The organism is Streptomyces flaveus (assembly GCF_014647675.1).
In the GTDB taxonomy this organism is placed as follows: domain Bacteria; phylum Actinomycetota; class Actinomycetes; order Streptomycetales; family Streptomycetaceae; genus Streptomyces; species Streptomyces flaveus.
In genome coordinates, this window is record NZ_BMPQ01000002.1 from 325466 (window position 1) to 352251 (window position 26786).

The 26786-nt window shown below is 69.1% G+C and carries 24 protein-coding genes and 2 pseudogenes; 7 read left to right on the top strand and 19 right to left on the bottom strand.

Annotation, left to right across the window (positions count from 1 at the left end; all coding sequences use genetic code 11):
* Positions 1–28: 28 nt before the first annotated feature.
* Complete coding sequence (locus IEZ21_RS04685) at positions 29–1012, bottom strand: tetratricopeptide repeat protein (RefSeq protein ID WP_189320599.1); 984 nt, start codon at positions 1010–1012, stop codon at positions 29–31.
* A 251-nt stretch (positions 1013–1263) separates the two neighbouring features.
* Here IEZ21_RS04685 and IEZ21_RS04690 point away from each other — a divergent pair, with 251 nt between their 5' ends.
* The gene (locus IEZ21_RS04690) at positions 1264–1893 is read left to right on the top strand and encodes a TetR/AcrR family transcriptional regulator (RefSeq protein ID WP_189320600.1); all 630 of its coding nucleotides are present in this window, start codon (positions 1264–1266) and stop codon (positions 1891–1893) included.
* Positions 1894–1961: 68 nt separating this feature from the next.
* Here the strand turns inward: IEZ21_RS04690 and IEZ21_RS04695 are convergent, their stop codons facing one another.
* The 11 genes and pseudogenes from IEZ21_RS04695 to IEZ21_RS04745 all read right to left on the bottom strand — a co-directional run bounded on the left by IEZ21_RS04695 (position 1962) and on the right by IEZ21_RS04745 (position 16835).
* Positions 1962–2732 carry a tyrosine-type recombinase/integrase gene (locus IEZ21_RS04695; RefSeq protein WP_189320601.1) on the bottom strand — a complete coding sequence of 257 codons (771 nt, stop codon included), beginning with the start codon at positions 2730–2732 and terminating at the stop codon, positions 1962–1964.
* A 620-nt stretch (positions 2733–3352) separates the two neighbouring features.
* Positions 3353–3988, bottom strand: coding sequence for a hypothetical protein (locus tag IEZ21_RS04700; RefSeq protein WP_189320602.1), 636 nt, complete (start codon positions 3986–3988; stop codon positions 3353–3355).
* Between the two features lie 131 nt (positions 3989–4119).
* Positions 4120–4505, bottom strand: a pseudogene (locus IEZ21_RS04705) (nuclear transport factor 2 family protein).
* A 68-nt stretch (positions 4506–4573) separates the two neighbouring features.
* Positions 4574–4969 carry a hypothetical protein gene (locus IEZ21_RS04710; protein WP_189320603.1) on the bottom strand — a complete coding sequence of 132 codons (396 nt, stop codon included), beginning with the start codon at positions 4967–4969 and terminating at the stop codon, positions 4574–4576.
* Positions 4970–5049: 80 nt separating this feature from the next.
* Complete coding sequence (locus tag IEZ21_RS04715; protein ID WP_246567279.1) at positions 5050–5769, bottom strand: hypothetical protein; 720 nt, start codon at positions 5767–5769, stop codon at positions 5050–5052.
* A gap of 9 nt (positions 5770–5778) precedes the next feature.
* Complete coding sequence (locus tag IEZ21_RS04720) at positions 5779–7080, bottom strand: hypothetical protein (protein WP_189320604.1); 1302 nt, start codon at positions 7078–7080, stop codon at positions 5779–5781.
* Between the two features lie 26 nt (positions 7081–7106).
* Positions 7107–12044 (bottom strand): ricin-type beta-trefoil lectin domain protein, encoded by a 4938-nt coding sequence (locus IEZ21_RS04725; RefSeq protein WP_189320605.1) that lies wholly within the window; start codon positions 12042–12044, stop codon positions 7107–7109.
* Positions 12045–12478: 434 nt separating this feature from the next.
* Positions 12479–14179: a coenzyme B12-dependent isobutyryl-CoA mutase large subunit gene (gene icmA, locus IEZ21_RS04730; protein ID WP_189320606.1), complete on the bottom strand. Its 1701-nt coding sequence runs from the start codon at positions 14177–14179 to the stop codon at positions 12479–12481.
* A gap of 426 nt (positions 14180–14605) precedes the next feature.
* A complete protein-coding gene (locus tag IEZ21_RS04735; protein ID WP_189320607.1) occupies positions 14606–14944 on the bottom strand; it encodes a DUF3817 domain-containing protein in 339 nt (112 codons plus the stop codon).
* Between the two features lie 65 nt (positions 14945–15009).
* Positions 15010–15519 (bottom strand): MarR family winged helix-turn-helix transcriptional regulator, encoded by a 510-nt coding sequence (locus IEZ21_RS04740; RefSeq protein WP_189320608.1) that lies wholly within the window; start codon positions 15517–15519, stop codon positions 15010–15012.
* Between the two features lie 32 nt (positions 15520–15551).
* Positions 15552–16835: an MFS transporter gene (locus IEZ21_RS04745; protein ID WP_189320609.1), complete on the bottom strand. Its 1284-nt coding sequence runs from the start codon at positions 16833–16835 to the stop codon at positions 15552–15554.
* A gap of 85 nt (positions 16836–16920) precedes the next feature.
* On the opposite strand from IEZ21_RS04745, the gene IEZ21_RS04750 reads away from it, so the two are divergent.
* On the top strand, positions 16921–17904 hold the full coding sequence (locus tag IEZ21_RS04750) for an ArsR/SmtB family transcription factor (protein WP_189320610.1): 984 nt from the start codon (positions 16921–16923) through the stop codon (positions 17902–17904).
* Positions 17905–17911: 7 nt separating this feature from the next.
* Here the strand turns inward: IEZ21_RS04750 and IEZ21_RS04755 are convergent, their stop codons facing one another.
* Positions 17912–18205, bottom strand: a complete 294-nt coding sequence (locus IEZ21_RS04755) for an MTH1187 family thiamine-binding protein (RefSeq protein WP_033323931.1) — start codon at positions 18203–18205, stop codon at positions 17912–17914.
* Positions 18202–18546 carry a DUF3817 domain-containing protein gene (locus IEZ21_RS04760; RefSeq protein ID WP_189320611.1) on the bottom strand — a complete coding sequence of 115 codons (345 nt, stop codon included), beginning with the start codon at positions 18544–18546 and terminating at the stop codon, positions 18202–18204. The genes IEZ21_RS04755 and IEZ21_RS04760 overlap by 4 nt, the downstream gene beginning before the upstream one ends.
* 253 nt (positions 18547–18799) lie before the next feature.
* Between IEZ21_RS04760 and IEZ21_RS04765 the strand changes: the two genes are divergently transcribed.
* The 4 genes from IEZ21_RS04765 to IEZ21_RS04780 all read left to right on the top strand — a co-directional run bounded on the left by IEZ21_RS04765 (position 18800) and on the right by IEZ21_RS04780 (position 21452).
* Positions 18800–19432, top strand: coding sequence for an AIM24 family protein (locus IEZ21_RS04765; RefSeq protein ID WP_189320920.1), 633 nt, complete (start codon positions 18800–18802; stop codon positions 19430–19432).
* Positions 19432–20082: an AIM24 family protein gene (locus tag IEZ21_RS04770; RefSeq protein WP_189320612.1), complete on the top strand. Its 651-nt coding sequence runs from the start codon at positions 19432–19434 to the stop codon at positions 20080–20082. The genes IEZ21_RS04765 and IEZ21_RS04770 overlap by 1 nt, the downstream gene beginning before the upstream one ends.
* Before the next feature lie 38 nt (positions 20083–20120).
* Positions 20121–20876 carry an AIM24 family protein gene (locus IEZ21_RS04775; RefSeq protein ID WP_373302172.1) on the top strand — a complete coding sequence of 252 codons (756 nt, stop codon included), beginning with the start codon at positions 20121–20123 and terminating at the stop codon, positions 20874–20876.
* 99 nt (positions 20877–20975) lie between these two features.
* Positions 20976–21452 carry a MarR family winged helix-turn-helix transcriptional regulator gene (locus IEZ21_RS04780; RefSeq protein ID WP_033323923.1) on the top strand — a complete coding sequence of 159 codons (477 nt, stop codon included), beginning with the start codon at positions 20976–20978 and terminating at the stop codon, positions 21450–21452.
* A 27-nt stretch (positions 21453–21479) separates the two neighbouring features.
* Here the strand turns inward: IEZ21_RS04780 and IEZ21_RS48745 are convergent.
* Positions 21480–21620 (bottom strand): annotated as a pseudogene (locus tag IEZ21_RS48745) (two-component sensor histidine kinase); the annotation flags it as partial.
* Positions 21610–22272 (bottom strand): response regulator transcription factor, encoded by a 663-nt coding sequence (locus IEZ21_RS04785; protein ID WP_189320614.1) that lies wholly within the window; start codon positions 22270–22272, stop codon positions 21610–21612. The gene IEZ21_RS04785 and the pseudogene IEZ21_RS48745, both read right to left, overlap by 11 nt.
* A 126-nt stretch (positions 22273–22398) precedes the next feature.
* Between IEZ21_RS04785 and IEZ21_RS04790 the strand changes: the two genes are divergently transcribed.
* Complete coding sequence (locus IEZ21_RS04790) at positions 22399–23124, top strand: PepSY domain-containing protein (protein WP_189320615.1); 726 nt, start codon at positions 22399–22401, stop codon at positions 23122–23124.
* 27 nt (positions 23125–23151) lie between these two features.
* Here IEZ21_RS04790 and IEZ21_RS04795 read toward each other — a convergent pair whose 3' ends face one another.
* The 3 genes from IEZ21_RS04795 to IEZ21_RS04805 all read right to left on the bottom strand — a co-directional run bounded on the left by IEZ21_RS04795 (position 23152) and on the right by IEZ21_RS04805 (position 26770).
* Positions 23152–24387, bottom strand: coding sequence for an MFS transporter (locus IEZ21_RS04795; protein ID WP_189320616.1), 1236 nt, complete (start codon positions 24385–24387; stop codon positions 23152–23154).
* 178 nt (positions 24388–24565) lie between these two features.
* Positions 24566–25522, bottom strand: a complete 957-nt coding sequence (gene meaB / locus IEZ21_RS04800) for a methylmalonyl Co-A mutase-associated GTPase MeaB (protein WP_189320617.1) — start codon at positions 25520–25522, stop codon at positions 24566–24568.
* Between the two features lie 45 nt (positions 25523–25567).
* A complete protein-coding gene (locus tag IEZ21_RS04805) occupies positions 25568–26770 on the bottom strand; it encodes an acetyl-CoA C-acetyltransferase (RefSeq protein WP_189320618.1) in 1203 nt (400 codons plus the stop codon).
* Positions 26771–26786 lie beyond the last annotated feature (16 nt).

Here is a 26786-nt window from a genome sequence, read left to right on the forward strand (position 1 = left end):
CACCGGTTGCCTCAGTGATCACGCCCGGTCAGAACAAGGCACGGGCCAGTGCTCTGCGTGCAGCAGTCACGCGCGGATCGTCACTGCCAACCACCTCGAACAGCTCCAACAACCGCACACGCGCGGCTTCCCGGTCGTCACCGGCTGTACGCGCCACGGTGTCCACAAGCCGCCCGAACGCGTCCTCGACGTGACCACCCACCAGATCCAGGTCCGCCGCGGTGATTTGAGCCTGTACGTCCGCCGGCTTGTCGGCGGCGTCCTTGCGCACCTGCTGCGGATCGACGTCCTGCACGCGCTGGAGCAACTCGGCCTGGGCAAGGCCCAGTTTGGCCTCCGTATTACCCGGGTCGTCACTCAGCACGTTCTTGTACGCCTGCACCGCACCGCCCAAGTCCCCCGCGTCCAGGGCCTGTACGGCGGCTTCGAGCAGCGCGTCGTACGGACCGGCCGGCACCTCGGGAGCCGCCTCGGCCTCGCTGCCGGGTCCGGCCTCGGCGTCCGGGTCGACCGCGAGGCCGGTCAGGCCGAAGCGCTGCTCGGCGAGCTGGATGAGCTGGTCCAGGGTGCCGCGGATCTGCGGCTCGGGGGCGGCGCCCTGGAAGAGCGGCAGGGCCTGGCCGGCCACCACCGCGAAGACGGCCGGGATCCCCTGGATCCCGAACTGCTGCATCAACATCTGATTCGCATCGACGTCGATCTTGGCGAGGACGAACCGGCCGTTGTACTCGACGGCGAGCCGCTCCAGGAGCGGGCTCAGCTGCTTGCACGGCTCGCACCACTCGGCCCAGAAGTCGATGACGACGGGCACCTCGGTGGAGCGCTGCAGGACATCCCGCTCAAAACCCGCCTCGTCTACGTCAATGACAAGGCTCGCGGCGGAGACGGCACCCCCGCCGCCCTGCCTCACCGTTTCGGCGCGCGCCTGCTCCGCCTTCGCCTTGGCCTCCTGGGCCGCCTTCACCGCGGCGAGGTCGACGACTCCGCTCATGGACATGTTCCGTGGCTGCATGAGTTCATCTTCCCCCCTCCGCGCACGTACCGGAAAAGCACGGTAAAAAGCCGGGCCTGCCGCGTGGCGTCCGATGCCGGGTCCCCACCTGGCGTCTGCGTGGTTGTCGCTGTGGTAGTCGCTCGTACGCAGGCTTTCGCTACGAGCCGTAGCGTAACCGGCCCGGGAACCGCCGCGGAACCATCTCCCGGTGACCTCCCTCACCTTGCTTCCCCCACCGCACCACCGGAACCCCTGGATATGGTCAACGGATGCAGAGCCGCACTTCCGCCCCACGCGCCACAGGGGGCCGCCCCCGCAGCGCCACCGCGGACGCCGCGATCCTGGCGGCGACGCGGGCGGCCCTGGTGGAACTCGGCTGGTCCAAGCTGACGCTCGGCGATGTGGCAACGCGCGCGGGCGTTGCCAAGACGACCCTCTACCGCCGCTGGGCCGGCAAGAACGAACTGGTCGTGGACGCGGTGGCGGAGCTCTTCGACGAACTGGAAATCCCCGACCGCGGCAGCCTCGCGGCGGATGTCGAGGGCGTGGTGCTCCAGTTCGCGGCGATCCTGGCGCGACCGGAGGCGAAGAGCGGCCTGATGGCGGTGATAGCGGAGTCGGTCCGCGACGACGCACTGCGCGCACGCATCCGCACATCGATCGTCGACCGGCAGAAGCGCCTGGTCCTGGAGGGCCGGGCCCGCGCCCAGGTCCGCGGAGAACTACCGCCCGAGACGGATCCCGAGGAGTCGGCCCGCACCACGGACCTGATCTTCGACGTGATCGCGGGCACGGTGGTGCACCGGGCCCTGGTGAGCGCAGAGCCCGTCGACCCGGACTGGGCCCGGGCTTTCGCCAAGCTCCTGCTGAACGGCCTGACCGCGTCGGCAACGGCCTGACGCACGGGTTCAACGCCGCCACCTCGGAGGCACCGTCCGCCTCCGCGAGAGCGACACCCCGCACAAGGTCATCGCGACCGCATCCGCCCGCCTGGGCCACCCGATACGAGCGGTGAAAGCAGACCGCTGCCCTCAGCCACCACACGCAGCAGGTCATGCGGATAGCGGTGCGGCATCTTGACGCCCGTACGGCCGGTGAAGAGCGGGCCGCCCCGCGTGCTGTCACGGGGTGAACGCCTGCGCGGAAGGTAGGCGTTGACGGCCTCGCCGACCAGCGGCGGCAGGGGGACCATACGGTGCCCTCCCCCCGAGTCCGGCAGCCGCAGCGTGTCGGCGCCCCGGCCGATGTCCCGCTCGGTGCTCAGGTCATCGAGGTGGATGGCCAGGACCGCGCCGGCGCGCAGCGCGAGGCCGAGTTGCAGGTAGCCGCAGGCGCGATCCTGCTGAGGGTGGGACGACTCGGCAGGGCCTCGTTCGTCGAACGCGGCGAGGAGCACGGCGATCTGCCATGGGTCGAGGCCCGCCGGAGTCAGCTGGGCCGGATTCGTGAGGCGGGGGCGGCGGGCCGCCGGGTTGTACACGACGGCGTCCCTGCGGAGGGCGTACGCGTAGAAGGAACGGACCGCGGAGACGCGCCGGGCCGTGGCGCTGTGCGGTGCCCCGGGCCGATGGGCCCACAGGGCGATGCGCTGAGCGGCGACCTTGTCCCAGGGCGGCCCGGCCTCACGGCAGTGCCGGAGCCAGTCGTCGGCATGTTCCCGGTAGTTCTCGCGCGTACGCGGGGGATAGACGGTCGCCGCCAGCCACGGCTCCAGCAGTTCGTACGGATCCCAGCCCATGGTGCCCTCCTTCGCGGGCCATCCTGGCATGTGGATTCGGCACCGGAGCGGGTGTTGTCGGCGCCGAGGACGACGGAGAGGAGGGGGAGTACGGCGCGGTGGGCGGTTGCGTGAACAGGGGCTGATCGTGGGCTGGGTGGGGGTCTGGTGTGCTGATGCAGAGGGCGCTGTCTGGGGACTGTGGTGCTTTAGCCAGGCGGATGCCCGAGCTCAGCAGGAGCCTGTCGGATGTCCCTACCTAGTATGGGGACATCCGGCTACCTGGTGAGCCACCAGAGCAGCCACCTCCTCGCGTGCTTCGCCGCTCGCTCCGGCAAGAGCCGGATCAGCCGCATGACGAGAGTCGGTTTCTGCTCCTCGTGACAGCCCATGTGGGGGCGTCCTCCCTTCGACGTGAGGCGGCCTTACTAGGTCCCGGGACCGCTCTCGTCGGGCCGGGCCCCGAAGAGGAGGGGCCCGGAGTGAAGGGAGGACGCGCCCGTCGGGCGCGTCACGGCTGAAGCCTACCGGCCGAACTCACCGGCTGTGACGGGAACTTCACCATCCGTACGCAGCGTCCAGGTGGATAACGACTTCGGCCCCACCTCTGCAGAGGTGGGGCCGAAGTCGGGCCGACGGGCTTACGAGTCGACGAGGTACTTGATGTCGCTCACGACGTACTCACCGTAGTTGAGCGCCCTCCCGATCTCTTCGAGCCTCGCGTACTGCTCACGGGTCAGGGAGAACCTCTGCTCCATAGGCAGTGCGGAGTTCCTCTCGGACAGGGCGCGCAGCAACAGCCGGAAGGCCAGATCGGGCGTACAGGAGCGGACACACTCGGAAAGCGCATCTGCCACCTCCAGGTCGAGGACGCTCCCGAACTCCGCGACTTCGGTCAGGACTTGACCTGCCAGCTCCCTTCCCTCGTACTGGTCGGCGCCGGAGAGCGTCGGGGTCTCCGTACGGCAGGACAGCCACGCATCACACACCCCGATCACCTGCCGCATCCACTCGGCACCGTCTGCGACACGGCGAGGGAAAAAGGAATGCCCCCATTCCAGGCATCCCACCCACAGCGCCTCGATCTGGGCAGAGGTGAGATTGCCGAGGAGGAGCTGGGCGTCTCGGCGCACCAGCAGAACCGCCGTCGGCTCAAGTTCCTCCACGAACTGATGGGCCACCGCTTCGGCTGCCATCGAGGCATCAAGCGACCAGTCCTGATGAAAGAACCCCATGATCCACGGGACGCCGAACATGAACTCTGTATGCCGCTCCATCAACGGTCACCTCGGGTATGCAGCGAAGACGTAAAAGCCACTCTTGTGATCTTTCACGAATCTCCCCAGCGTCGCCTCCACCCGGGCACAACAACAAGTCCCCGCCTATGAACACGTCCCAGGCAGCCCTGCTATTCGACGTCCGGCGGAACAGGAGTGGCCTGGTGGTAGTACATCCGCCAGCCCGTCCCGTCGCTCCGCTTGCGCCAGAGAGAGCTACGGCGCGCCCGCCGACCGTCGATCATGGTCTCGTAGGTGAGGTGCACCAACCCAGGCGCCAGAACGGCCCCGTGATGTCCGACGGCCGGTAGTGGGGACCTTCCTCGGAACCGCCGGCCATATCCGGCAACGCGGCGAGCATCTGCTCATAGGTCCATCGTCGACCCGAGGCACCGACCTCGACGAACTCAGGGTCCAGCAGTTCCCTGGCCAAAGATCGCGACGCCCGCACGTTGGAATCCATGAGGCGTAGCTCGCCCGCGACCGCCTCGTTCACGTCGTCAGATTCATGCTTCACAGCCGCATCCTTGCCCGTGTCGACATACAGGCGAACGTACGTGCTCGGTGAGGTACAAACGAACGTACTCAGTCATAGATGTGTTGAGGCGGCACGCGGCGTGGCAGTGGCAGACGCCATTCGCCCAGCCGGGCGACGAGGATCCGGCGGGCCAGAGTTCGTACCTCACTCCAGGTCACATCGACAGTCAGTGCGTCGGCCCACCGGCCGGCGCGACCGCGGACGTCCATCTCGGCGAAGAACCGGTCGATGGTCTTGAGGTCCTGGAGGGCTTCCGGTTCGAGAGTTCCCCGCTCCGCCATTCCTTCGGCCAGATGCAGGATGAATTCGACATCGTCTGCGACGGCCGCAGTCCTCACTTGGTGCTCGCTGGCCCAGGCCAGCTGATCAGAAGGATCAGCAGCCAGGATGGCCAGTAACCTCGCTATCCAGCGCTGCCAGTAATCGTTGTCGTCGAGGCTCATGCGAGCAGGGTCGCACTGGACTGTTTCAGCGTGTGCGGGAATGGTTCCCCTCTGCTCCACCGGCCGCGTTCAGCTCGCGCCTACAACTGCCGGATCCCCTGCCAGGTGATCGACGTCAGCGCGGCCAGGCCGCCATTGGCCAGGCCCTTGTAGGTCACCGTCCGGGCCGGACCCAGCTCGTGTGCGACACGCTTCGCCAGGTCCATCCCCTCCTGGAACAGCCGCTTCCACTCAGCGTCGTACTTGCCGTCCTCCCGGTCCCGCAGGTCCAGGTTCAACGTGGTGTCGATGCCCTCCGCCCACTTGTACAGGGCGGAGACGAGGTCGTCGGGGAAGAAGTCCCCGAAGCCGTCGGAGCGCAGCGGACCGAACTTGAACTCACCCTCGACCGTGATGTCGACCGGGTGCGGCGGGGTGCCGTGGCTGTCGCGTTCCCAGTGCAGGCGGTCGCAGCCCCAGCACACCCACTTCACCGTGCGGTGGGATTCGTCCCAGTAGCGGACCACCCAGGACGGGCCGAGGTGCCCGGCCAGTCGCTGGGCTGTCGCCAGACCCTGCTTGACGTGCTTGCGCAGGTCCGGGCGGGAGGCGAACCCCTCCGGGGGGCGGGCCAGCGACCAGCGACGGAGTGCGTCCGCCAGATCGGCCGGAAGGGTCACCGGTCGGCAGTCATCCAGCGGAACGTTGCGGTTGAAGGCTCCGAGATCCTCGCACCCCCGAGGATCCTCCGCCTCGTACAGCGGAGACGGCTCGCCCCGGGCCTGTACGAGCAGCATGTGCGGCGGTTCTTTCGTAGTCATCGGTGACCGTCAGTCGTGCTCGATGAGGTACTCCACCTCATCGACGTGGTACTTCCCATACCCGAACCCTTCGCCAATGGCTTCGTACCGCTCGTACTGCTCCCGTGTGAGCGGCACGGACAGCACTCGCAACACCTGCAGAAACAGTCGGAACCCGAGGTCGGGATCGACCCGGCCGGCGACCTGTCCCAGCGCGGCCATGGCCTCCGTGGCCGGGAGCGGATGCCAGCGAGGACTGATGGCCTTGTCCGCCACCAAGGGCGCTGTGTCCTGGATCTCCCGCAGCACCGCGTCCGCCGCCTCCATACGGGCGGGCGGCACTACGGGGGCGTACGCGGGGGCGACCTCCCTCAGCCGCTCCCCGCACACCTCCGCGACCAGCCGCAGCCAGTCGCGGCCATCGCTGCGCAGTGCCGCGTCCGAGACGGCGATCCACAGTGCGGTGATCGTGTCGTCGGACAGCGAGGACTCCAGCAGACGCAGCGCGTCCTCCAGCAGGATGGCCGCTGCCGTGCCTGGGGACTGCCCGGGCTCGTCCGCGTCGGCCACCCGATGGATCTCTCTCCGGGACCTGTCGGCACGCCAGTCCTGGTGCGCGTTTCCGGCGAGCTGAGAAAGCCCGAAGTTCCACGTCGTGCCACGGTGTGTGGTGTTGATGGGCGGCCAGTCGACGTCGAGCCCGTCGCGAACGACAGCGACCGGGTACCCGAGCCGCTCGCCGAGCCCGAGGAACCTGTCGTACCGCTCCTTCGAGACCCGCACGGAACACGCCTTCAGAGCCCGCAGGAAGAGCCGGAAGCCGACATCGGCGTCGGCCCGCGTGGCCACCTGTTCCAACCCCGGAACGAGATCCGGCAGCGCGGAGGCACCGGTCAGTTCCGCGGCCAGCCCGCGGATCTCCGCCACGACCTGCCCGCACAGGTCCTCGTCCCGTACCGGCTGGACCGGCGGCGGGACGTAGGAGCGTTTGTTCTGACGGAGGCGTTCCGTGGCCAGGTCCGAGATCGCCCGCAGCCAGGTACGGGTGTCCATTCCGTGGTCGGCCGGATCGAAAATCCGGCCGACCACGACCAGCCACACCGTGTGGAGGGCCTCCTCCGACAACAGCCCGTCCAGCAGACGACGGGCGTCCTCCCCCAGTTCCACGGCTTCCTCGCCGTCGGACCCGTCCGCCAACCGGGCCGCGACCGCGAGCGCGGCCGGGAGGTCGACGGCGGGGAGATCCGGGGAACACAACTGCTCCGTCAGACCGGTGAGCCCGAAGTCATCGGAGTAACCCAACTCGACGTAGTCTGGACGTTTCTGTGGCATGGATCATGTCCTACACGGGTCGTGTGCTACTTCGGGTAAGCGGTCTTGACGACAAAGCCGTACCGGCCCTGCCCATTGTGGCCCTTGACCTTCATCAAGATCACCACGACCTCGTTGCCGGCGTTGTCGATCGTCCTCCCGTCCGGGTGGTACCGCTTGCCCAGAGAGGGATAGGCATCCCATGTTCCGGTGATCTCCTGATACTGAGCGCCGTCCCTGGCCTTCGCCGCCCAGTCCTGGAACTTCTTCCACTTCGCGTTGTCGAAGACCTTCTGGCCGCTCGCGGTCCGCTTGCTGAAGAAGTCGCCCACCACTCGGTCCACGGCCTGCTGGGCGATTTCCTGGCTGGTCCAGACAGTGTTCGGCTTGCTCTTCCTGGCGGCGAGCCTGAACGCCCCGGCCGCATCCGGCCTCACGTGTTCCTTCAGCGTGTGGATCTCATCCCTGTATGCCGCAAGGGCCGCAAGGTCCTCGTCCCCCAGATTCAGGCAGTTGTGGACCATGACGTCCGCCGCCCCGGCCCCCTCAGTGCGCACGTAGAACGTGTGCAGGCCGTCGACGGTGAGGTCGTACACCTCGCGCGGGGCGAGACCCGATCGGTCGCGTACGCCGGTCACAGCGCGATGCGTCCCGTCCGGGCTGATCAGCCGGTCACCTGCGCGCAGTTCGGAGGCGAGGACCCAACCGCGTCCGCTGGTGCGGATCTTGTGTCCGGCGGTGGTGTCCAGGCTGCTGCCGCCGGCCAGGCCGATGGTCACCAGCCGTTCGGTGTCGTGCCGGAACGTGTCGGTGACGGACTCGGCCCGCAGCCGTCCGGTACCGGGGTCGGCGGCCACGACCCGGTCGCCCTCACGCACGTCACGGATCGCCTTACGGCTTCCGTCGGCCATCAGCACTCGGGTGTCACCGGGGAAGCTGTTGACCTTGCACGTCGTGACCACATCTTCGTAGGCGTTCACGCCGGCCTCGATCTTGGCCAGCGTCGCCGGGTCCACGTCCAGGGCTTTGAGCGCCTTGTACGCGTCGGCGACTCCGACCCCGGTGTGCATGGCGGCGTCCAGCGCGCGGATGGCGTCGGCGATCTTCCCGAACGCCTTACCCGGGATGAAGTTGGACGCGAACCAGGCGCAGCTGGACTTGTCACCGTGGTAGCAGCGGGCGACATCACCCAGCACGATCTCGTACAGGACCGCGCCGACCGTCTCCCCGAAGAGGTTCTGCCAGCCGATCCGGGTGATGTCACCGAAGCTGAAGTGGTGGGTCCACTCCTGTGTCTGGTCCTTGAGCGTCTCCGTCTTGAGGAAGATCGTGTCCGACTTCGGGCAGCCGCTCTCGGTGGCGGGGACCTCGGGGTTGACACAGAAGTAGTAGCTGACCGTGATGTTGAGGTGCAGCTCGTATGTCACCGTGCAGCCCTGGGGCACGTAATTGCACTCGTTGAGCGGCTTGGCGGGGCCCGCCTCGGTGATCTTGTCGACGATGTAGAAGACCCCGCCGACACCGGTTCCGGCGCCCGACGCGACCTGCTGGTTCGCCTCCTTCCGCGCAGCCTCCTCCGCAGCCTGCTGTGCCGACTCCGCGTACTTCTGCGCGTCCTTCGCCGCCGCCTCGGCCGCGGTGGCCTCCTCGGCGGCGCGGGTGGCCGCCGCGCGGGCGTCCTTCGCTGCCTGCTCGGCCTCGGACGCCGCCGTGCGGGCGGCTGCCGCGTCCAGGGCCGCCTGGTCGGCGGAGGCGCGGGCGTCCTTGGCGTGGCCCTCGGCACGGCCCGCCGCCCTGTCGGCCGCTGACGCGTCCTCGGTGGCCTGTCGGCCGTGCTCGATGGTGCGGGCCAGCGACTTCTGGGCTTCCGCCGCGTACTTCGCCGCCTCGGCGGCGTAACCGAGCGCCTCCTTCGCCGACTTGCGGGCGGCGGCCGCGAAGCCGGCGGCCTCGGCGGCCAGCGTGTACGCGGCCTTGGCGTCCCCGGTCGCCGCGTTCGCGAGGCTCTGCGCCTGCGTGGCGTTCTTCTGGGCGTTGGCGGCGTGTGCCTCGGACACGGCCTTCTGCTGTTCGGCGATCGTCTTCGACGACTGTCCCGTCAGCACCACGAGCCCCGCGGCGAAGTCCGTGGTGACGTAGGGGGAACCGAGCTGGATCGCGTCGTTCGCCGGCGCGGCCACCTGCCGCGCCGAGTTGCCCGCGTCCTCCGCCGCCTGAGCGGTGATGTACGCGTGACCGGCAGCGTCCGCCGCTCCCGCGACCGCCTTGGCCGCCTCGGCCTTGGACGCGTCGGCCTGCTTCTTCGCGTTGGCGGCGTCCTTCTCGGCGTCGTCGGCGAGCTTGTCCGCCGTACGGGCCGCCGAGGCGGCGTCCTGGGAGGCCTTGATCGCGTCGGCTGCCGTGCTCGTCGCCGTACGCACCGCCGCGTCGGCCTTCAGTTTGGCGGCCTTCGCGTCGTCGGCGTCGGAGCGGGCCCGCTTGGCCGCCGCCTCCGCGCGCGTCGCCGCCGCGTCGGCGTCAGCCGCCGCCTTCGTCGCCGCGTTCGCCTCGGAGCGGGCCGACGTCGCGGCCGCTTCCGCGTCATCGGCGTGCTTGTCGGCCTCGTCCGCCGCCGCCCGCGATTCCTTCGCGTCGTCGGCCGAATCGTGGGCCGCGGCGTAGGCGTCCTTGGCGTCGGCCTTGGCACGCGCCGCGTTCGCCTTGCTCTCGGCGTCCCAGGCGTCGTCCCGCTTGCCCTTCGCCCGGTCCCGGGCGTCTTCCGCGTCCTGGCGCTTCTCCCGGGCGGTGGACTCGGCGGCCTCCGCCTTGCCCTTGGCCTCGCCCGCGGTCTTCGCGTAGCCCTCGGCGTTGTTCTTGTGCTGGGCAGCCTCGGCCTGCTTCTGCGCGGCGAGTTCCTTCTCCGCCTTCGCGGTCTGCTCCTCCTTCTCCGCCGACAGCCGCTTGGCGCGCGCCACGGCGGCGGCCGCCTTCGCGTCCGCCTCGGCCTTCTGCGTCTCGGCGAGCTTGGCCTTGGTGGTGTCGCGGGCGGTCTTGGCGTTCTGTGCCTGTACGGCGGCCGCGTCGGCGGCGGCCTTCGCCTGCGCCCTGGCCTCGTTGGCGGCGGCCGTACGGAACGCCGCCTTGGACGCGGCGGCCTGCGTCACCGCGCGGGCGGCGATGGTGGCGCTGTCCCCGGCGGAGGCGCGGGTGGCCGCGTACGCGGTGTCACCGGCCTTCGACATGGCCTCCAGCGCGGCGGCCGACGCCTTCGTCACCTGGGCCTTCTGCTGTCCGACGAGCAGACCTCGGCCCCGGGGAGCACCGGCCTTGTCGGCGATCGCGTAGGCGGCCTGTGCGGCGGTGTCCGTGGTCGTGGCGGCCGTCTTCGCGGCGGTGGCCTGGGCCTTGATCAGGTCGAGTTGCTTCTTCGCCGCGGTCTGGGCGTCGGTGACGCCCTTCTTCGCCTTGTCGAACTGGGCCTTCGTCGGGTAGTCGAGGTCGTCGGTGCCCTTGTGACCGGACGGCGTGATGTCGAACTTCTGCGGGTCGGTGCCCTTGCAGTCCCACATCCGCGCGTCACGGCTGTTGGCGTACGTCGCGAGGTCCAGGCAGTTGCCGGTGCCCGGGTTGTACAGGCGCGTGGTCGCGTGGGTGTTGTACTGCCACTTCTGGGCGGCGGTGTTGTTGCACGTCCAGATCTGCAGCGCCGTGCCGTTCGCGGTGCCGGAGCTCTTGATGTCCAGGCACTTGCCGGAGTTGACGTTGACCAGCGCTTCGCCTCTGATCTGCCACTTCTGCCCCGCGCCGCCGTTACAGGTGTAGATCTGCACCGGGGTGCCGTTGTCCTTCTTGCCTCCGCCCACTTCGAGGCACTTGTCGGCGGCACCGTGCGCGTGGATGACCATCGGGCTGTCACCGATCCAGCCGGGGCCTCCGGCGGACCAGTAGTCCTGCCAGCGGGCCAGCCGATCCGCGACCCACGACTGGCCCAGCATCTCGCCCAGCGCCTTGGAGCCGGTCGCGAGGGCCTTGGTGGCGCCGACGTTGGCGCTGAGGATCCGGTTGCGCTGGGCGGCCTGCGCGGAGATCTCCTGCTGCCACTCGCCAGTCGCGTCGGCGACCTGCTTGCCGAGGATCTTGCTCGGGTCGACCGGCCCACGCCAGGCGCAGGAGGCGAAACGGGCCTTCAAGTCCTCGACGGCGATGCGGTGTTCGACGCTGCCCGGCTCGGCCGCGGTACGCGGGAAGCCGCCGGAGGCGAGGAAGATACGGGCGTTGTCCGCGCCCGTCGGCTCCATGGACCAGTTCACCAGGCCGTCCCACGCGCGGTGTTCGGCGTACGCCTGCTGCCACTGCGGATTGGGGAGCGACGGGTCAGGATCATTGGCGTAGAGCGGGGTGCCGAGGTCCTTGACGGCCTTGACCGTGGCGTCGTCGGCCTTCGGTGTCGGGTCCTCGTAGAAGTCTCCCTCGTTCTTCCAGAACCCGTCCCAGATCCACTGGCTCAGCCCGGTCTGCTCGAAGAAGCTCGGGCCTGTCCCGGTGGTGCCCGGCGGCCAGTGGAACCCGGTCTCGGTGAATCCGGCCGGGGTGCTCAGGCCGTCCAGCGGCTTCTGCCACACCTCGGTGTACGCGTTGAGCGCCGTTCCCTCCTTTTGGGCGGTGGCCTCGTCCGTCTCGAACGCCTTCGCCAGCGGAGTGTCGGTCCAGTGCTCACGGTTGGCCGCGGTGTGCAGCTTGTCCGGCGTCTGGTTGAGCGCGTTCTGCGCGGTGGTGAACATGGCCGGGCCGCCCATGCGCAGCACGTCGGCCATCAGACACTGGTCCTGCCTCAACTGCTCGGCGGCCTCGGCGTCGAAGCCGTCGTAACTGTCGGCCACCGGGCTGGCATTGGGGGTCCGGTCGTCGATCACGTCGGGTTGGCCGGCGACCGTGGCCAGCACGGCGAGCGCGAGTACCGACGGAACAAGTCGCGCTAAGCGTCTTCTTTTTCGCTTCGAGGGCATGAACGGCCCTGATCTGGAACGCAAAAGAGCATCCGTTCTTCGTGTGGGGAGGGCAGGCCGAAGGTGCCCGTCCGAAAACGTGGAGGCGCCGTGAGACGGTCAGGAGGCCGTACGGCTCAGATGCGCGTCAGAGATCGCGGCATGACGAACGAACCCTTCCCCCGTAGCGACGGTGCCCCCGGTCGCTGGTTGACGTGCGCGGCAGTGGAGTGGTCAACTCCGCTCGCGACGCGACCGAACGGTAACTAATCTGTGTGTCACATGTGAAGGAATTGTTTGCAAGCGTTTCGGGAACGTAATGAAACTGACCGGACCATGCCAGACCGAGCAAGACACGCATCAAGCCGAGCAAGGCACGCATCAAGTCGGCACACGAAAAGGCGGCGAGGGGAACGACATCCCTTCACCGCCCTCAGTGGACAGCACCGTCAGCGCTAGAACCCCGCCGGCTCCGTATAGACCCCCCACTCGTCCCGCAGCACGTCACAGATCTCCCCCAGCGTCGCCTCCGCCCGCACCGCGTCCAGCATCGGCTCGATCATGTTCGAGCCGTCCCGCGCGGCCGCGAGCATCGCGTCGAGCGCGGACCGTACGGCGGTGGCGTCCCGCGCGGACTTACGAGAGCCCAGCGCCCGTACCTGCTCCCGCTCCACCTCATGACTGACCCGCAGGATCTCCAGGTCACCGGTCACAGAGCCGTGGTGGACGTTCACCCCGACCACCCGCTTGTCCCCCTTCTCCAGAGCCTGCTGGTACTGGAAGGCGGACTCGGCGATCTCGCCGGTGAACCAACCGTCCTCGATGCCCCGCAGAATGCCGGAGGTGATGGGCCCGATGGGGTGCTGCCCGTCCGGGTGGGCCCTGAGCCCTCGCTCCCTGATCTGCTCGAAGATCTTCTCGGCTTCCGCCTCGATCCGGTCGGTCAGCTGCTCGACGAACCACGAACCGCCCAGCGGATCCGCCACGTTGGCGACTCCGGTCTCCTCCATCAGCACCTGTTGCGTACGGAGAGCGATCTCGGCCGCCTGCTCGGACGGCAGCGCCAGGGTCTCGTCCAGCGCGTTCGTGTGCAGCGAGTTGGTCCCGCCCAGCACGGCCGCGAGCGCCTCGACCGCCGTACGCACCACGTTGTTGTACGGCTGCTGCGCCGTCAGCGAGACGCCGGCGGTCTGCGTGTGGAAGCGCAGCCACTGGGCCTTCTCTGACTTCGCGCCGTACACGTCACGCATCCACCGCGCCCAAATCCGCCGCGCCGCCCGGAACTTGGCGATCTCCTCGAAGAAGTCGAGATGCGCGTCGAAGAAGAAGGACAGGCCGGGTGCGAAGACGTCCACGTCCAGGCCGCGGGACAGGCCCAGTTCCACGTACCCGAACCCGTCGGCAAGGGTGTACGCCAGCTCCTGCGCGGCCGTCGAGCCGGCCTCGCGGATGTGGTAGCCGGAGACGGACAGCGGCTTGTACGCGGAGATCTTCGAAGCGCAGTGCTCCATCAGGTCGCCGATGAGTCGGAGATGGGGCTCGGGCTGGAAGAGCCACTCCTTCTGCGCGATGTACTCCTTGAAGATGTCCGTCTGGAGCGTGCCGTTCAGGACGGACGGGTCGATGCCCTGACGCTCGGCGGCGACCAGGTACATGCAGAAGACCGGTACGGCCGGCCCGCTGATCGTCATCGATGTCGTGACATCACCCAGCGGGATGTCCTTGAACAGGACCTCCATGTCCGCGGCGGAGTCGATCGCGACCCCGCAGTGCCCGACCTCGCCGAGCGCACGCGGATCGTCGGAGTCGCGCCCCATGAGCGTGGGCATGTCGAAGGCCACGGACAGTCCGCCGCCGCCGTTGGCGAGGATCGACTTGTAGCGCTCGTTGGTCTGCTCGGCGTTCCCGAACCCGGCGAACTGCCGGATGGTCCACGTCCGCCCTCGGTAGCCGGTCGCGTAGAGCCCGCGCGTGTAGGGGTACTCCCCCGGCCAGCCGATCCGCTCGAACCCGTCATACGTGTCTCCGGGCCGCGGCCCGTACACCGGCTCCACCGGATCGCCGGAAAGCGTCGTGAAGTCGGCCTCACGCTTGCGTGAAGCGTCGTACCGGGCCTGCCAGCGTCGGCGGCCCTCTTCGATGGCGTCAGCGTCCATACCTTCGAATTTACTAGGACGTCCTAGTAAATGTCGACGGGAGACCGCCATGGACTGCTCCATGGCGGTATTGAATCCTCCCCCAGCTGAACTGAAACAGGGGGATTCCTGGCTCACGCTGCCTGCGGGTCAGCGACCCGACAGGTCTTCCACGATCAGCACCAGCCGGGTTGAAACCAGCCCGGGTTCGTACCGCAAAGCCTGAGGTGCATGTGCTGTCTTGGCTCTCGATCAGCACGGCATACGCGCTTGGTTCTCGCAACGCACGGCAATCAGTTCACCCGACCGTGTGGGCGGTCTTTCGCCCTGAGGGCGAAAGACCGTTCCCTGCCCTGCTCCGCAGGAGTCCGCTTCTCCCCCGCAAGCGGGAGGTACCCCCACCCCGGCCTGAAGACCGGGGCATCCTCGGAGGAATCAGGTGAAGGTTCAGGCCTTGGCCACGGCGGCCGGGTCGTCGACGACCTTGGCCTCCAGCTCACGCGTGACCTTGCGCTCCACGAAGAAGGCGGCCGTCGGCACCGTACCCGCGAGCAGTACCCACAGCAGCTTCGGTACCGGCCACTTCGCCTTGGAGCCCATGTCGAAGGCGAAGATCAGGTAGACGACGTACAGCCAGCCGTGCGCGATGCTGACCACGCGTGTGAAGTCCGCGGCGCCGTCCACGTCGAGCACGTACTTGCCGACCATCCCGACAACCAGCAGGACCAGCAGGACACCGGTGACGTAGGCCATGACGCGGTAGCGGGTCAGCACGCTTTTTTTCATGCGTACGAGCGTAACCGGGGGTTTCGTGCGATCTTCGGGCGCCCCCGGAGCCGTACGCCCCGGTCCTAGCCTTCTTCGAAGTCGTGCGCGGCGATGCGCAAGGGCCGCAGCATCGCGAAGATCTCGGCGCACTCCTCCGCGTCGTACGCGCCGAGCCCGAAGTCCATCGCCATCAGGTCGCGGGTGGCCGCCTCGACGACCTCGCGGCCCTTGTCGGTGATGGAGGCGAGCGTGCCACGGCCGTCGTTGGGATTGGGCCGCTTGTCCACCAGGCCCGACCTGACCAGCCGGTCGATGGTGTTCGTCACCGACGTGGGGTGCACCATGAGCCGCTCGCCGATCTTGGACATCGGCAGTTCGCCGGCTTTGGAGAAGTTGAGCAGCACGAGTGCCTCGTAGCGCGCGAACGTCAGCCCGTACGGCTTGACGACCGCGTCGACCTCGGCCAGCAGGATCTGGTGCGCGCGCATGATCGAGGTGATCGCGGCCATGGACGGCACGGACCCCCAGCGCTGCTTCCAGAGTTCGTCGGCGCGTGCGATGGGATCGAAAGGAAGACTGAGCGGCTTCGGCACGGCAGAGACCCTACCGGCCGGTCATATCGTGGTCAGCCCCGTCTCGCGCTTCGGTCCCCGACTTCTGCCGTACGTCCCGTACGCCGCACCTCCAGAACCAGGAGTACGCAGCAGGCGGTCCCGAGCACCCCGACTGAGCCCACGACCGTGCTGACCGACCAGAACTCGGCGGCGAGCCCGGCCAGCGCCATCCCCACGCCCTGGATCGTCATAAGGCCGGCCGTGTGCACGGTCATGGCCCGCCCGCGCAGTTCCTCGGGAACGGCGTCCACGAACCAGCGGTCGAGACCGAGGGTGTACGCGCCCGCCGACCCGGCGAGGAGCAGCGCGAGCAGGATCCAGCCGAGGCCCGGGTGGAGCGGGTAGACGAGGAGCGGCAGCAGCCCGCCGGCTGCGAGGGGCAGCACGATCCGGGAGCGGGCCGCGGGCGACAGGGCGGCACCGGCGTACAGCTCACCGGCGATCGTGCCGACCGGCATCGCGCACATCAGCAGCCCGACCCAGGCGGCGCCGACCCCGATCTCGTCCGCGTACGCGGCGGCCAGCGCCTCGGGGGCGACGACGAACATCGGCGGCGCCCACAGGAGCAGCAGCAACGCCCGGATACGACGGTCGCCGAGGACCTCGCGGGTGCCGGCGAGCGAGTACCGCACGAGCGATCCGCCTCCGGCGCGCGCGGGCCTGCGCCGGGTCCCGAAGCGCAGGAGGAGCGCCGAGGCGAGGAAGGTGCCCAGCGTGATGGCGAGCGCCCCGCGCGGCGACACGAAGGTGAGCAGGACTCCGCCGAGTCCGAAGCCCACGAGTACGGCGCTCTGCGACACCATCCGCAGCAGCGAGCGCCCGAGCACGAACAGGTCGCCGTCCCCGAGGATCTCGGTCAGCGTGGCCATTCGCGTCCCGTTGAACACCGGCGACACGGCCGCGATGACACACCGCAGCGCCAGCAGCGCGGCCACCGGCGTCGACGGCAGCGCCATCAGCGCCGCGCACCCGGCGCACACCAGGTCGCACCCGACGAGCACGCGCCGTGCGGGAAACCGGTCCGCGACCCCGGCCAGGAGCGTCCCGCCCGCGATATACGGCAGGAAGCCCAGCGCGAAGGCCAGCGCGCTGAGCAGCGGTGACCCGGTCAGCCCGTACACGAGCACGGTCAGCGCGATCTCGCTGACGACGACGCCGAGCAGGGATAGGGCGTGGGCGGCGAAGACGGCACGGAACTCGCGTACGGCGAAGACAGCTCCGTAACCGGTGGTGTCAGGTGGTACGGGCAGCGGTGTCGTGTCCTTCTCTTGCACGCCTTGCAGCTCTTCTGGCATGGGCAGCAGCGTGCACGCTCCCGTGCCGGTCGCCGTAGAGTTTCGGCACCAGCCGAATCTTCGAGCCGTCACGGGAGGGGGCACGATGCCGTTCCGTCTGCACTTCGGCGAGGACGATCTCCTGCGGTGCCGCTTCGCGGTGTCCCCGCTGTGGGAGACGCAGGAAGCGGTACGCACACTCAACCGGCCCGAGCGGCACGGCTACCACGCGCGCTGGCTTCGCCGTATCCGTACGGCAGCCGTCGGGCTCGACCTCACGCCGCTGTGGCTGCTGATGCCCCGGCGCGGGCACACTCCCGACTGGCTCGGACCGCCGCCGATCGGCCCGGCCGCCCCGTTCGAGGAGGAGATCGCGGCGGTCCGCGCCGCCGAACCGCGGGCGGCCCGCGAGGACACCGCGCGGGCGCTCGCGGACACTCCGGGAGCCGCCGAATCCCCGCTCGGGCGCGCCCTGTTGAGGGACCCCGTCCGTATGATCCAGCAACTGGCCGACCTGCTGGAGGCGGCCTGGCACACCCTCGTCGAACCGGACTGGCCCCGGCTGCGCGCCCTGCTGGAAGCCGACGTCACCTTCCATTCGCGCCGTCTCGCCGAAGTGGGCCTCGGCGGGCTGCTGCCGGAGCTGGACCGGCGGTTCGCCTGGGAGTCGGGCACGCTCACGGTCGACTGGAAGGGCGAGCACGTACGCGAACTCGGCGGCCAGGGGCTGGTGTTGATGCCGAGCGTCTTCTCCTGGCCGGACGTGGTGAGCGGCTTCGACCCTCCCTGGCAGCCGACGCTGGTCTACCCTGCGCGCGGCATCGGCGGCCTGTGGGCCGAGCCGAACGACCGCACCCCCGACGCTCTCGTACGACTCCTCGGCCGCGGCCGGGCCACCGTACTGACCGCGCTCGACGAACCCGCCACCACGACAGCCCTCGCCCACCGCCTCACCCTCGCACCCTCCTCCGTCTCCGCACACCTGTCGGCGCTGCGGGACGCGGGCCTGCTCGTCTCACGCCGGTACGGGCACCAGGTGCTGTACGAGCGGACGCCGCTGGGCATGGCCCTGGCGTCGGGCGACGGCTGACGGCAGGTCAGTCAGCGAGGTGCCGCTCCACCGTTTCCACCTTCGACGTCAGGCCATCCGTCACGCCGGGGCGGATGTCCGCCTTGAGGACGAGGGAGACGCGTGGCACGCGTTCCTCGACCACCGCGACGGCGCGCCTGACGACGTCCATGACTTCGTCCCACTCACCCTCGACGGACGTGAACATCGCGTCGGTACGGTTCGGCAGCCCCGACTCACGCACGACACGGACCGCGTCGGCCACATACTCACCCACGTCCTCGCCGACACCCAGCGGCGTCACGGAGAAGGCGACGATCATGCGCTGACGGTCCCTTCCTTGCGGGCGCGCGCCGCGATGACCGCGTTCTCCGCCTCGCGCCTGAGCTTGCGCTCGGCGAAGAAGCCGCCGGCCGGGAGGACGGAGAGGATGAAGTAGAGGGCCGAGGTCTTCAGGTCCCACTTCGTGCGGTTCCAGGCGTCGGCCCAGAAGAGCACGTACAGGATGAAGAGGACGCCGTGGATCATGCCCATCACGGGTACCGCGTTGAAGTCCGTGGTCCGCTTCAGCACCGAGCAGACGAGCAGCAGCAGGAACGAGATCGCCTCGGGAGCGGAGACCAGGCGGAGGCGGCGGAGGGCGGAGGCGGTCTTGATGTCCACGAGTCACCTTCGGTGGGAGAGGTGGTTTGAGGGGTAACGCTTTGTGAACGTACGCACAAGCGGCCCCCATTGTGGCATCCGGCGCCGGCACGAACCGGCGCGGGGGGCCGACGGGGGGCCGAACCGCGTTCAGGTTTTCGACCACGGATCCCGCACACGTCCCCCAGCGGTGCGATCAGGGTGCGTTCAGGGTCGGATCATCCCGGAGGCTCTGTCACCGGCCGCGCCCGAGGGCTACCTTCACACCGTGGCGATGTTCCGACTCCAGGGCAGCAAGGTGCTGGCCGTCGACATGACCGGCGATGCCGTGAAGGCGAAGAACGGCTCGATGGTGGCGTACGACGGGCAGATGGACTTCAAGAAGACGAGCGGCGGCGGGGAGGGGATACGGGGGATGGTGACCCGGCGCCTCACCGGCGAGCAGATGACGCTGATGGAGGTGAAGGGGCACGGGACCTGCTGGTTCGCGGACCGGGCCAGCGAGATCAATCTCGTGCAACTGCAGGGGGACAAGCTGTACGTCGAGTCGAGCAATCTGCTCGCCACCGACGGAGGGCTGCGCACGGGCACGGAGTTCACGGGGATGCGCGGCGCCTCGCAGGGCAACGGCCTGTTCACGACGACCATCGAGGGCCATGGCCAGGCGGCGATCATGTCGGACGGTCCCGCGGTGGTGCTGCGGGTCAGTTCGCAGTACCCGCTGACGGTCGATCCGGGGGCATACGTCGCGCACCAGGGCAATCTGCGGCAGTCGTTCCAGTCCGGCGTGACGTTCCGCACGTTCATGGGCGAGGGCGGCGGGGAGGCCTTCCAGATCCGCTTCGAGGGCGACGGGCTGGTCTACGTGCAGCCCAGCGAGCGCAACACGATCGGAGGGGAGGTCTGATGCCCTTCCGCGAGGTCAACTCGAAGATGATCGAGGCCACGGTCGCGCCGGGGCAGCGGCTGTTCAGCCAGCGTGGCGCGATGCTCGCCTACAAGGGCGAGGTCTCCTTCACCCCGAACATGCAGGGCGGTCAGGGCGGGGTCATGTCGATGATCGGCCGCCGGGCCGCGGGCGAGGCGGCGCCGCTGATGACGGTGGAGGGCTCGGGCACGGTCCTGTTCGGGCACGGCGGCCACCACATCGAGGTGATCAACCTCACAGGCGACACCTTGCATGTGGAGGCGGACCGGCTGCTGGCCTTCGACGGGACGCTGGAGCAGGGCACGATGTTCATGGGCTCACAGGGCGGGGTCATGGGCATGGTGCGCGGGCAGGTCAGCGGGCAGGGGCTGTTCACGACGACCCTGAGGGGCCAGGGTGCGGTGGCCGTCATGGCGCACGGCGGGATCATCGAGGTGCCGATCACTCCGCAGCGCCCCGTCCACGTCGACCCGCAGGCGTACGTGGCGCATCACGGCGACGTACGCAACAAGCTGTCCACCGCGCTCGGCTGGCGCGACATGGTGGGCCGCGGCTCGGGCGAGGCGTTCCAGCTGGAGCTGAGCGGCAGCGGCGCGGTGTTCGTGCAGGCCTCGGAGGAGAAGCTTTGACCGCCTACCCGGGGACGGGCCCCGTGATCCACGACCCGATGACCCTGCCGTCCGACGACAACATCAACAACTACACCTTCTGCGTGGAACTCAAGGGGAGCGAATGGTTCCTGCAGAAGGGCAAGATGATCGCCTACTACGGCTCGATGGAGTTCAACGGCATCGGGCACGGGCGACTGGACCGTCTTGTCCGGACGTCATTTCATTCGCCCTTGCATGCGAGCGACTGGGTGGTGGCCTCCGGCTCGGGCAAGATGCTGCTCGCCGACCGGGCCTTCGACGTGAATTCGTACGATCTGGAGGAGGGCAACCTGACCATTCGCTCAGGCAACCTCCTTGCTTTTCAGCCAAGCCTCGCGCTCAAGCAGTCGATCGTGCCGGGCTTTCTGACGCTCATCGGGACGGGCAAGTTCGTGGCCGCCTCGAACGGTCCGGTGGTGTTCATGGAGCCGCCGATCCGGGTCGATCCGCAGGCCCTGGTCGGCTGGGCCGACTGCCCCTCACCGTGCCACCACTACGACCACGGCTACATGACGGGCCTGATGGGCGGTCTACGTGCGCTTACGGGCGTGGGCGGGACCTCCGGAGAGGAGCATCAGTTCGAGTTCGTGGGCGCCGGCACGGTGCTGTTGCAGTCCAGCGAGACACTGATGGCCGAGCAGGCCACGGGAGCGACTCCGCACGAGCCGGGCGTGCCCGGTGGCGGCGGGGTACCCGGTGGTCATGGACCACAGTCCGGATCACCGCGCCTTCCCGGACAGCTGGGAGATCTCCAGCGTCGCTTCGGGCTGTGAGCGGTAGTCTGCGGAGTGTGACATCGAACGCGTGCGCACCTGTCACAACAACAAAACCCTCACCAGTTCGCCTTTCAACATCTTAGGTAGAATCCATTCATGGAGACCGAGACGGCCACGCCCTGGCTGACCGATGCGGAGCAGTGCGCCTGGCGCACCCACCTGGAGGTCAACAGGCTGTTGACGTACCAGCTCGAAAGGGACCTCCAGCCGTTCGGCCTGACAATGAACGACTACGAGATCCTGGTGAACCTCTCGGAATCGGAGAGCCACCGGATGCGAATGAGCGATCTCGCGTCCGCCACCCTCCAGTCCAAGAGCCGCCTCTCGCACCAGATCACGCGTATGGAGAACGCGGACCTGGTCCGACGGGAGAACTGCGAGTCCGACCGCCGTGGGCTGTACGCCGTGCTCACGGACCACGGCATGGACACGATGAAGAAGGTCGCGCCACATCATGTGGCGTCTGTGCGGCGGCACTTCATCGACCTCATCCCGCCGGAGGAACTGGAAGCGCTCCACAAGTCCCTGATGCCGATCGCGGGGCATCTGAGGGGACAGCGGGGGCGCCCGTGACGACCGGGCCCTAGGCAGGGCCTGGTTCAGCGGCAGGCGGAGCTCGAATTGGGCTCCGCCTGTCGGTGCTTCGTGGACGGTGAGTGATCCGCCGTGCCGTACGGCGACGTCGCGGGCGTGGCCCTGGCCCGGGCCCGTACGGATCCCAGGACGCGCCTCATCTCGCCTCCAGGCGGTAACCGGCGCCGCGTACGGTCCGGATCAGCGAGGCGCCGAGCTTGCGGCGCAGGGTGCTGATGTACACCTCGACGATGTTGGGGTCGCCGTCGTAGGCGAAGTCCCAGACGTGCTCCAGGATCTGGGCCTTGGAGACGACTTCGCCGGCGCGCACCACGAGCTGCTCCAGGACCGCGAACTCCTTGGCGGTGAGGCTGATTTCGTCCTCGCCTCGGAAGACTTGCTGGGCGGCGGTGTCGACCTTGAGCTCGCCGAGTACGTGCACGGGGGACGCGCCCGCGGATCCGCGCCGCCGGAGCAGCGCCTTCACGCGGGCCACCAGGACGACGTAGGAGAACGGCTTGGTGAGGTAGTCGTCGGCGCCCGTGTCGAGGCCCTCGGCCTCGTCGTACTCGCCGTCCTTGGCGGTGAGCATCAGGATCGGCACGTCCTGGCCGGCGGCGCGCAGGGCGGCGCACACGCGGTAGCCGTTCATGCCGGGCAGCATGATGTCGAGAATGACGAGGTCGTACGAGCCCTCGCCGGCCTGGTGCAGTCCCTCCCGGCCGTCATGGACGACGTCCACGGCGAAGCCCTCGGCCGTCAGTCCCTTGGCGAGCGACAGGGCGAGCCGCTTTTCGTCCTCGACGATCAATAGGCGCATGGGGTCCAGCTTCCCAGGGCGAACCTGAAGCGCTCTTCAGGGTGCTTCAGCTCCGCTTCAGCGTGCCTCCAGCAGATTGGTTCACGTCGGAACACGGCGTAGCACATCAACTCGGGAGGAAACCCCATGAAGCGCAACATCGTCATCGCCGGCATCGCCGTAGCGGCCCTCGTCGGCGGCGGTACGGCGACGGCCCTCGCGGTCACGAGTGACGACGGGGCGGCGGCGAAGCCGTCGAGCGTACGGCCGGCCGACGACAGCCGCGACGATGACGCCCGCGACAACGACGCTCGTGACAACGACGCCGGTGACAACGACGACAGTCAGGCCGACGACAGCCGGGCCGACGACGACACCACCCAGGTCACGCCCGGCAAGGTCACGGCAGCCGAGGCCATAGCCTCCGCCCTCCGCCACACGCCGGGCACCGCGATCTCCGCCGACCTGGACGACAAGGACGACAGCGGCCCGGCGGTCTGGGACGTCGACGTCCTCGCCAAGAACAGCACCTGGCACAGCATCCAGATCGACCCGGCCACCGGCAAGGTCCTCGGCTCGCACGTCGAGCACGAGGACGACACCGCGCAGGTCCGCGCGGCTCTGAAGGGCACGTCGGTCTCCGCGGAGGAGGCCGCGAAGGCCGCCGCCGCGAAGGGCACGGTCACGTCGGTCGGCCTGGACGAGGACGGCCCGTCCAAGACCTGGGACGCGGAGACGCGCGCCACGAACGGCACGGAGCGTGAGTGGAACGTCGACCTCAAGACGGCCCAGGTCACGGCGGACAAGTCCGATGCCGGCTCCGCCGACAACGACTCGGCCGACGACGCTGACAACGACGGCTCAGACGACTGACGTCAGCTGACACGGATGGCACTGACGTCAGCGAACGGCTTCGACAGCCTCCTCGGTGTGCACCACCGGGGAGGCTTTGCCATGCCACGACGCGAGGGCCGCGACCAATGCCACAGCGCCGGACGCGGCGAAGCACAGAGCGAGCGGCAGCCGCCCGACCAGCAGGCCGACAGCCGCGGCACCGACCGAAGAGCCCGCGTTCACCGCCGTGTTGACCCACGCACCCGCCTGGGTACGGAAGCCGGACGGCGCGGCCTCGTCGGCGAGCAGGTAGGACGTGGTGAGAGCCGGGGCGACGAACAGTCCCGCGACGGCCACTGCGGCGGAGAGCGTCACGAGGCCCGGTGCCAGCCCGGCTGCGGCAAGGGCGAGCGCGAGGCCGACCGCCAGCAGCGGGAGCCGTACCCGGGCGGACGTACGCCAGTTGACGGCGCCGTTCAGAAGTCCGCCCACCGCACTGCCCGCCGACAGGGCGGCGAGTACCCAGGCGACCGTCTCGTCAGCGGAGTCGCCGTGGTACCGCTGCTCGGCGAAGGCCAGCACCAGGAGGTCGACGGCTCCCAGTGCGAGCCCCACTCCCCCGGCCACGACGACGGGCTGCACCAGCCCGCGCCGGCCCCGCATCCGCATTCCCGCACGCGAGGCCCGTACGGCGAGACCCCGCACGGCGGGTGACATGACGAACCCCAAGGCCCCCAGGGCCACCAGCACACCGCTCAGGGCGACCCCGGCCGCCGGCGGTGCGAAGCCCACCACCACCCCCACGAGCAGCGGTCCGGACACGAACATCAGCTCCTCGGCAACCGCGTCCAGGCTGTACGCGCGCTGCAACAGCCGCCGGTCGGCGATGAGTTCACCCCATACGGCACGCATGGCCGCCCCGAGCGGCGGCGTACAGGCCCCGGCGGCGACGGCGACCGCCCCCAGCAGCACGGTCGGCGCGCCAGGCCGCCAGCTCACGGCGGCCAGCACACCGAGCAGCCCGGCGTACAGCGCCGCCATGGGCAGCAGTGCCCGGCGCGGGCCGTACCGGTCGACCAGGGCGGCCCGCAGGGGTGTCAGAAAGACGCTCGCGGCGCCGAAGAGCGCCATCACGGTGCCGGCCACGGCGTACGACCCGGTGGCCCGGCTCACCGCCAGCATCACGGCCAGCGAGACCGTCCCGTACGAGAGCCGGCCGACGAGGGCAGCGGTGAAGGTGCGCTTGGCGTAGGGCATGCGCAGAACCGCGGCGTAAGAAGGCCGCGTTGAAGACGCAGACATGCGAAAAGTTCCTCGAGGAGAGGGCGCCGAGATGGGCGCCCGGGCAACAGGGGACGCCTATGCGCCGCGACGGCTGCGTCCGTACGCTGCCGATCGCGGGCCGGGGCGGGCCCTATGCCAAGAGGAGGAACACAGGGTCAACGTAACAATGGGTTCCGGGAGTTGGCCAGAGCGGGACTCAGCCCTCCGTAAGCCCCGCCACCAGCTCGTCCGCCGCCCGGTACGGGTCGAGTTCCCCCGCCACGATCCGTTCCGCGAGCGCGCTCAGGCGCCGGTCCCCGTGCAGGTCTCCGATGCGTTCACGCAGGGTCGTGACCGCGATCGTCTCGACCTCGTGGGTGGCTCGGGCCAGGCGGCGTTCGGTGAGGACGCCTCGTTCTTCCATCCAGGCTCGGTGTTTTTCCAGGGCCTCTACGACCTCGTCGATGCCCTCGCCTCGGGCGGCCACCGTTTTGACGATCGGGGGGCGCCAGTCGCCGGGGGCGCGGGACTCGCCCAGGCCGAGCATGTGGTTCAGTTCGCGGGCCGTGGCGTCCGCGCCGTCGCGGTCGGCCTTGTTGACGACGTATACGTCACCGATCTCCAGGATTCCGGCCTTCGCCGCCTGGATTCCGTCGCCCATCCCGGGGGCGAGGAGCACGACCGAGGTGTCCGCCTGCGAGGCGATCTCGACCTCCGACTGGCCCACGCCCACCGTCTCGACCAGGATCACGTCGCAGCCCGCCGCGTCCAGTACGCGGATGGCCTGGGGCGCCGCCCAGGCGAGTCCGCCGAGGTGGCCGCGGGTGGCCATGGAGCGGATGTAGACGCCGGAGTCGGAGGCGTGCTCCGACATCCGTACGCGGTCGCCGAGCAGCGCGCCGCCGGAGAACGGCGAGGACGGGTCGACGGCGAGGACGGCGACCCGCTTGCCCTGCCGTCGGTACGCGGTCACGAGCGCGGACGTGGACGTGGACTTGCCCACGCCCGGCGAACCCGTGATCCCGACGACGTACGCGTTCCCTGCGAGCGGTGCCAGCGCCGCCATGACCTCGCGGAGCTGCTCGGACGCCCCCTCCACCAGGGAGATCAGCCGGGCCACGGCCCGCGGCCGGCCTTCTCTTGCCTGGGCCACCAGTGTGGGGACGTCCTGCATCACAGCTCCGATCCGATCCATACCGAGTAGGGACTAAAAGGCAGTTCAGCCCTTGGGTACCCGCACGATCAGCGCGTCACCCTGACCGCCACCGCCGCACAGCGCCGCCGCGCCCACTCCGCCGCCGCGCCGCTTCAGCTCCAGGGCGAGGTGGAGTACGAGACGGGCGCCTGACATGCCGATCGGGTGGCCGAGGGCGATCGCGCCGCCGTTGACATTCACCTTTTCCGTGGACACCCCGAGGTCCTTCATTGACTGGACCGCCACGGCCGCGAAGGCTTCGTTGATCTCGATGAGGTCGAGGTCCGAGACCTCCAGGCCGTCCTTCTTGAGGGCGTGTTGGATGGCGTTCGAGGGCTGGGACTGGAGGGAGTTGTCGGGACCGGCCACATTCCCGTGGGCGCCGATCTCCGCGAGCCACTCGAGGCCCAGCTCCTGCGCCTTGGCCTTGCTCATGACGACTACGGCCGCCGCGCCGTCGGAGATCTGCGAGGCCGAACCGGCCGTGATCGTCCCGTCCTTGGTGAACGCGGGGCGCAGCTTGCCCAGCGACTCGGCGGTCGTCTCGCCGCGGATGCCCTCGTCCTTGCCGAAGACGACGGGGTCGCCCTTGCGCTGCGGAATCTCGACGGGGGCGATCTCGGCGTCGAAGACACCGTTCTTCTGGGCGGCGGCGGCCCGCTGGTGCGAGAGGGCGGCGATCTCGTCCTGCTCCGGACGGGCGATGCCCAGGCGGGTGTTGTGCTTTTCGGTCGACTCGCCCATGGCGATGTTCTCGAAGGCGTCCGTCAGACCGTCGTACGCCATCGCGTCGAGCATCTCGATCGCGCCGTACTTGAAGCCCTCGCGGGACTTCGGCAGCAGATGCGGCGCGTTCGTCATGGACTCCTGGCCGCCGGCCACGATCACGTCGAACTCACCCGCCCGGATGAGCTGGTCCGCGAGCGCGATCGCGTCCAGGCCCGAGAGGCAGACCTTGTTGACGGTGAGCGCCGGGACGTTCATCGGGATGCCGGCCTTGACCGCGGCCTGCCGCGCCGGGATCTGCCCCGCCCCGGCCTGCAGAACCTGGCCCATGATCACGTACTGCACCTGGTCGCCGCTGATCCCCGCACGGTCCAGGGCGGCCTTGATCGCGAATCCACCGAGGTCGGCTCCCGAGAACGACTTCAGGGAGCCGAGCAGCCGTCCCATCGGGGTGCGGGCACCCGCGACGATCACGGAGGTGGTGCTGTTCGTTCCAGACATGAGGAGCGATCCCCTT

Bases quoted from the DNA above. Each gene is read 5' to 3' on its own strand.
- IEZ21_RS04805 (WP_189320618.1), bottom strand. From the start codon at position 26,770: ATGTCTGGAACGAACAGCACCACCTCCGTGATCGTCGCGGGTGCCCGC.
- IEZ21_RS04775 (WP_373302172.1), top strand. From the start codon at position 20,121: ATGACCCTGCCGTCCGACGACAACATCAACAACTACACCTTCTGCGTG.
- IEZ21_RS04715 (WP_246567279.1), bottom strand. From the start codon at position 5,769: ATGACTACGAAAGAACCGCCGCACATGCTGCTCGTACAGGCCCGGGGC.
- IEZ21_RS04710 (WP_189320603.1), bottom strand. From the start codon at position 4,969: ATGAGCCTCGACGACAACGATTACTGGCAGCGCTGGATAGCGAGGTTA.
- IEZ21_RS04700 (WP_189320602.1), bottom strand. From the start codon at position 3,988: ATGGAGCGGCATACAGAGTTCATGTTCGGCGTCCCGTGGATCATGGGG.
- IEZ21_RS04695 (WP_189320601.1), bottom strand. From the start codon at position 2,732: ATGGGCTGGGATCCGTACGAACTGCTGGAGCCGTGGCTGGCGGCGACC.
- IEZ21_RS04755 (WP_033323931.1), bottom strand. From the start codon at position 18,205: ATGATCGTCGCCTTCTCCGTGACGCCGCTGGGTGTCGGCGAGGACGTG.
- IEZ21_RS04770 (WP_189320612.1), top strand. From the start codon at position 19,432: ATGCCCTTCCGCGAGGTCAACTCGAAGATGATCGAGGCCACGGTCGCG.
- IEZ21_RS04795 (WP_189320616.1), bottom strand. From the start codon at position 24,387: ATGTCTGCGTCTTCAACGCGGCCTTCTTACGCCGCGGTTCTGCGCATG.
- IEZ21_RS04780 (WP_033323923.1), top strand. From the start codon at position 20,976: ATGGAGACCGAGACGGCCACGCCCTGGCTGACCGATGCGGAGCAGTGC.
- meaB (WP_189320617.1), bottom strand. From the start codon at position 25,522: ATGCAGGACGTCCCCACACTGGTGGCCCAGGCAAGAGAAGGCCGGCCG.
- icmA (WP_189320606.1), bottom strand. From the start codon at position 14,179: ATGGACGCTGACGCCATCGAAGAGGGCCGCCGACGCTGGCAGGCCCGG.
- IEZ21_RS04765 (WP_189320920.1), top strand. From the start codon at position 18,800: ATGTTCCGACTCCAGGGCAGCAAGGTGCTGGCCGTCGACATGACCGGC.
- IEZ21_RS04725 (WP_189320605.1), bottom strand. From the start codon at position 12,044: ATGCCCTCGAAGCGAAAAAGAAGACGCTTAGCGCGACTTGTTCCGTCG.
- IEZ21_RS04685 (WP_189320599.1), bottom strand. From the start codon at position 1,012: ATGCAGCCACGGAACATGTCCATGAGCGGAGTCGTCGACCTCGCCGCG.
- IEZ21_RS04690 (WP_189320600.1), top strand. From the start codon at position 1,264: ATGCAGAGCCGCACTTCCGCCCCACGCGCCACAGGGGGCCGCCCCCGC.
- IEZ21_RS04735 (WP_189320607.1), bottom strand. From the start codon at position 14,944: ATGAAAAAAAGCGTGCTGACCCGCTACCGCGTCATGGCCTACGTCACC.
- IEZ21_RS04745 (WP_189320609.1), bottom strand. From the start codon at position 16,835: ATGCCAGAAGAGCTGCAAGGCGTGCAAGAGAAGGACACGACACCGCTG.
- IEZ21_RS04750 (WP_189320610.1), top strand. From the start codon at position 16,921: ATGCCGTTCCGTCTGCACTTCGGCGAGGACGATCTCCTGCGGTGCCGC.
- IEZ21_RS04785 (WP_189320614.1), bottom strand. From the start codon at position 22,272: ATGCGCCTATTGATCGTCGAGGACGAAAAGCGGCTCGCCCTGTCGCTC.
- IEZ21_RS04790 (WP_189320615.1), top strand. From the start codon at position 22,399: ATGAAGCGCAACATCGTCATCGCCGGCATCGCCGTAGCGGCCCTCGTC.
- IEZ21_RS04720 (WP_189320604.1), bottom strand. From the start codon at position 7,080: ATGCCACAGAAACGTCCAGACTACGTCGAGTTGGGTTACTCCGATGAC.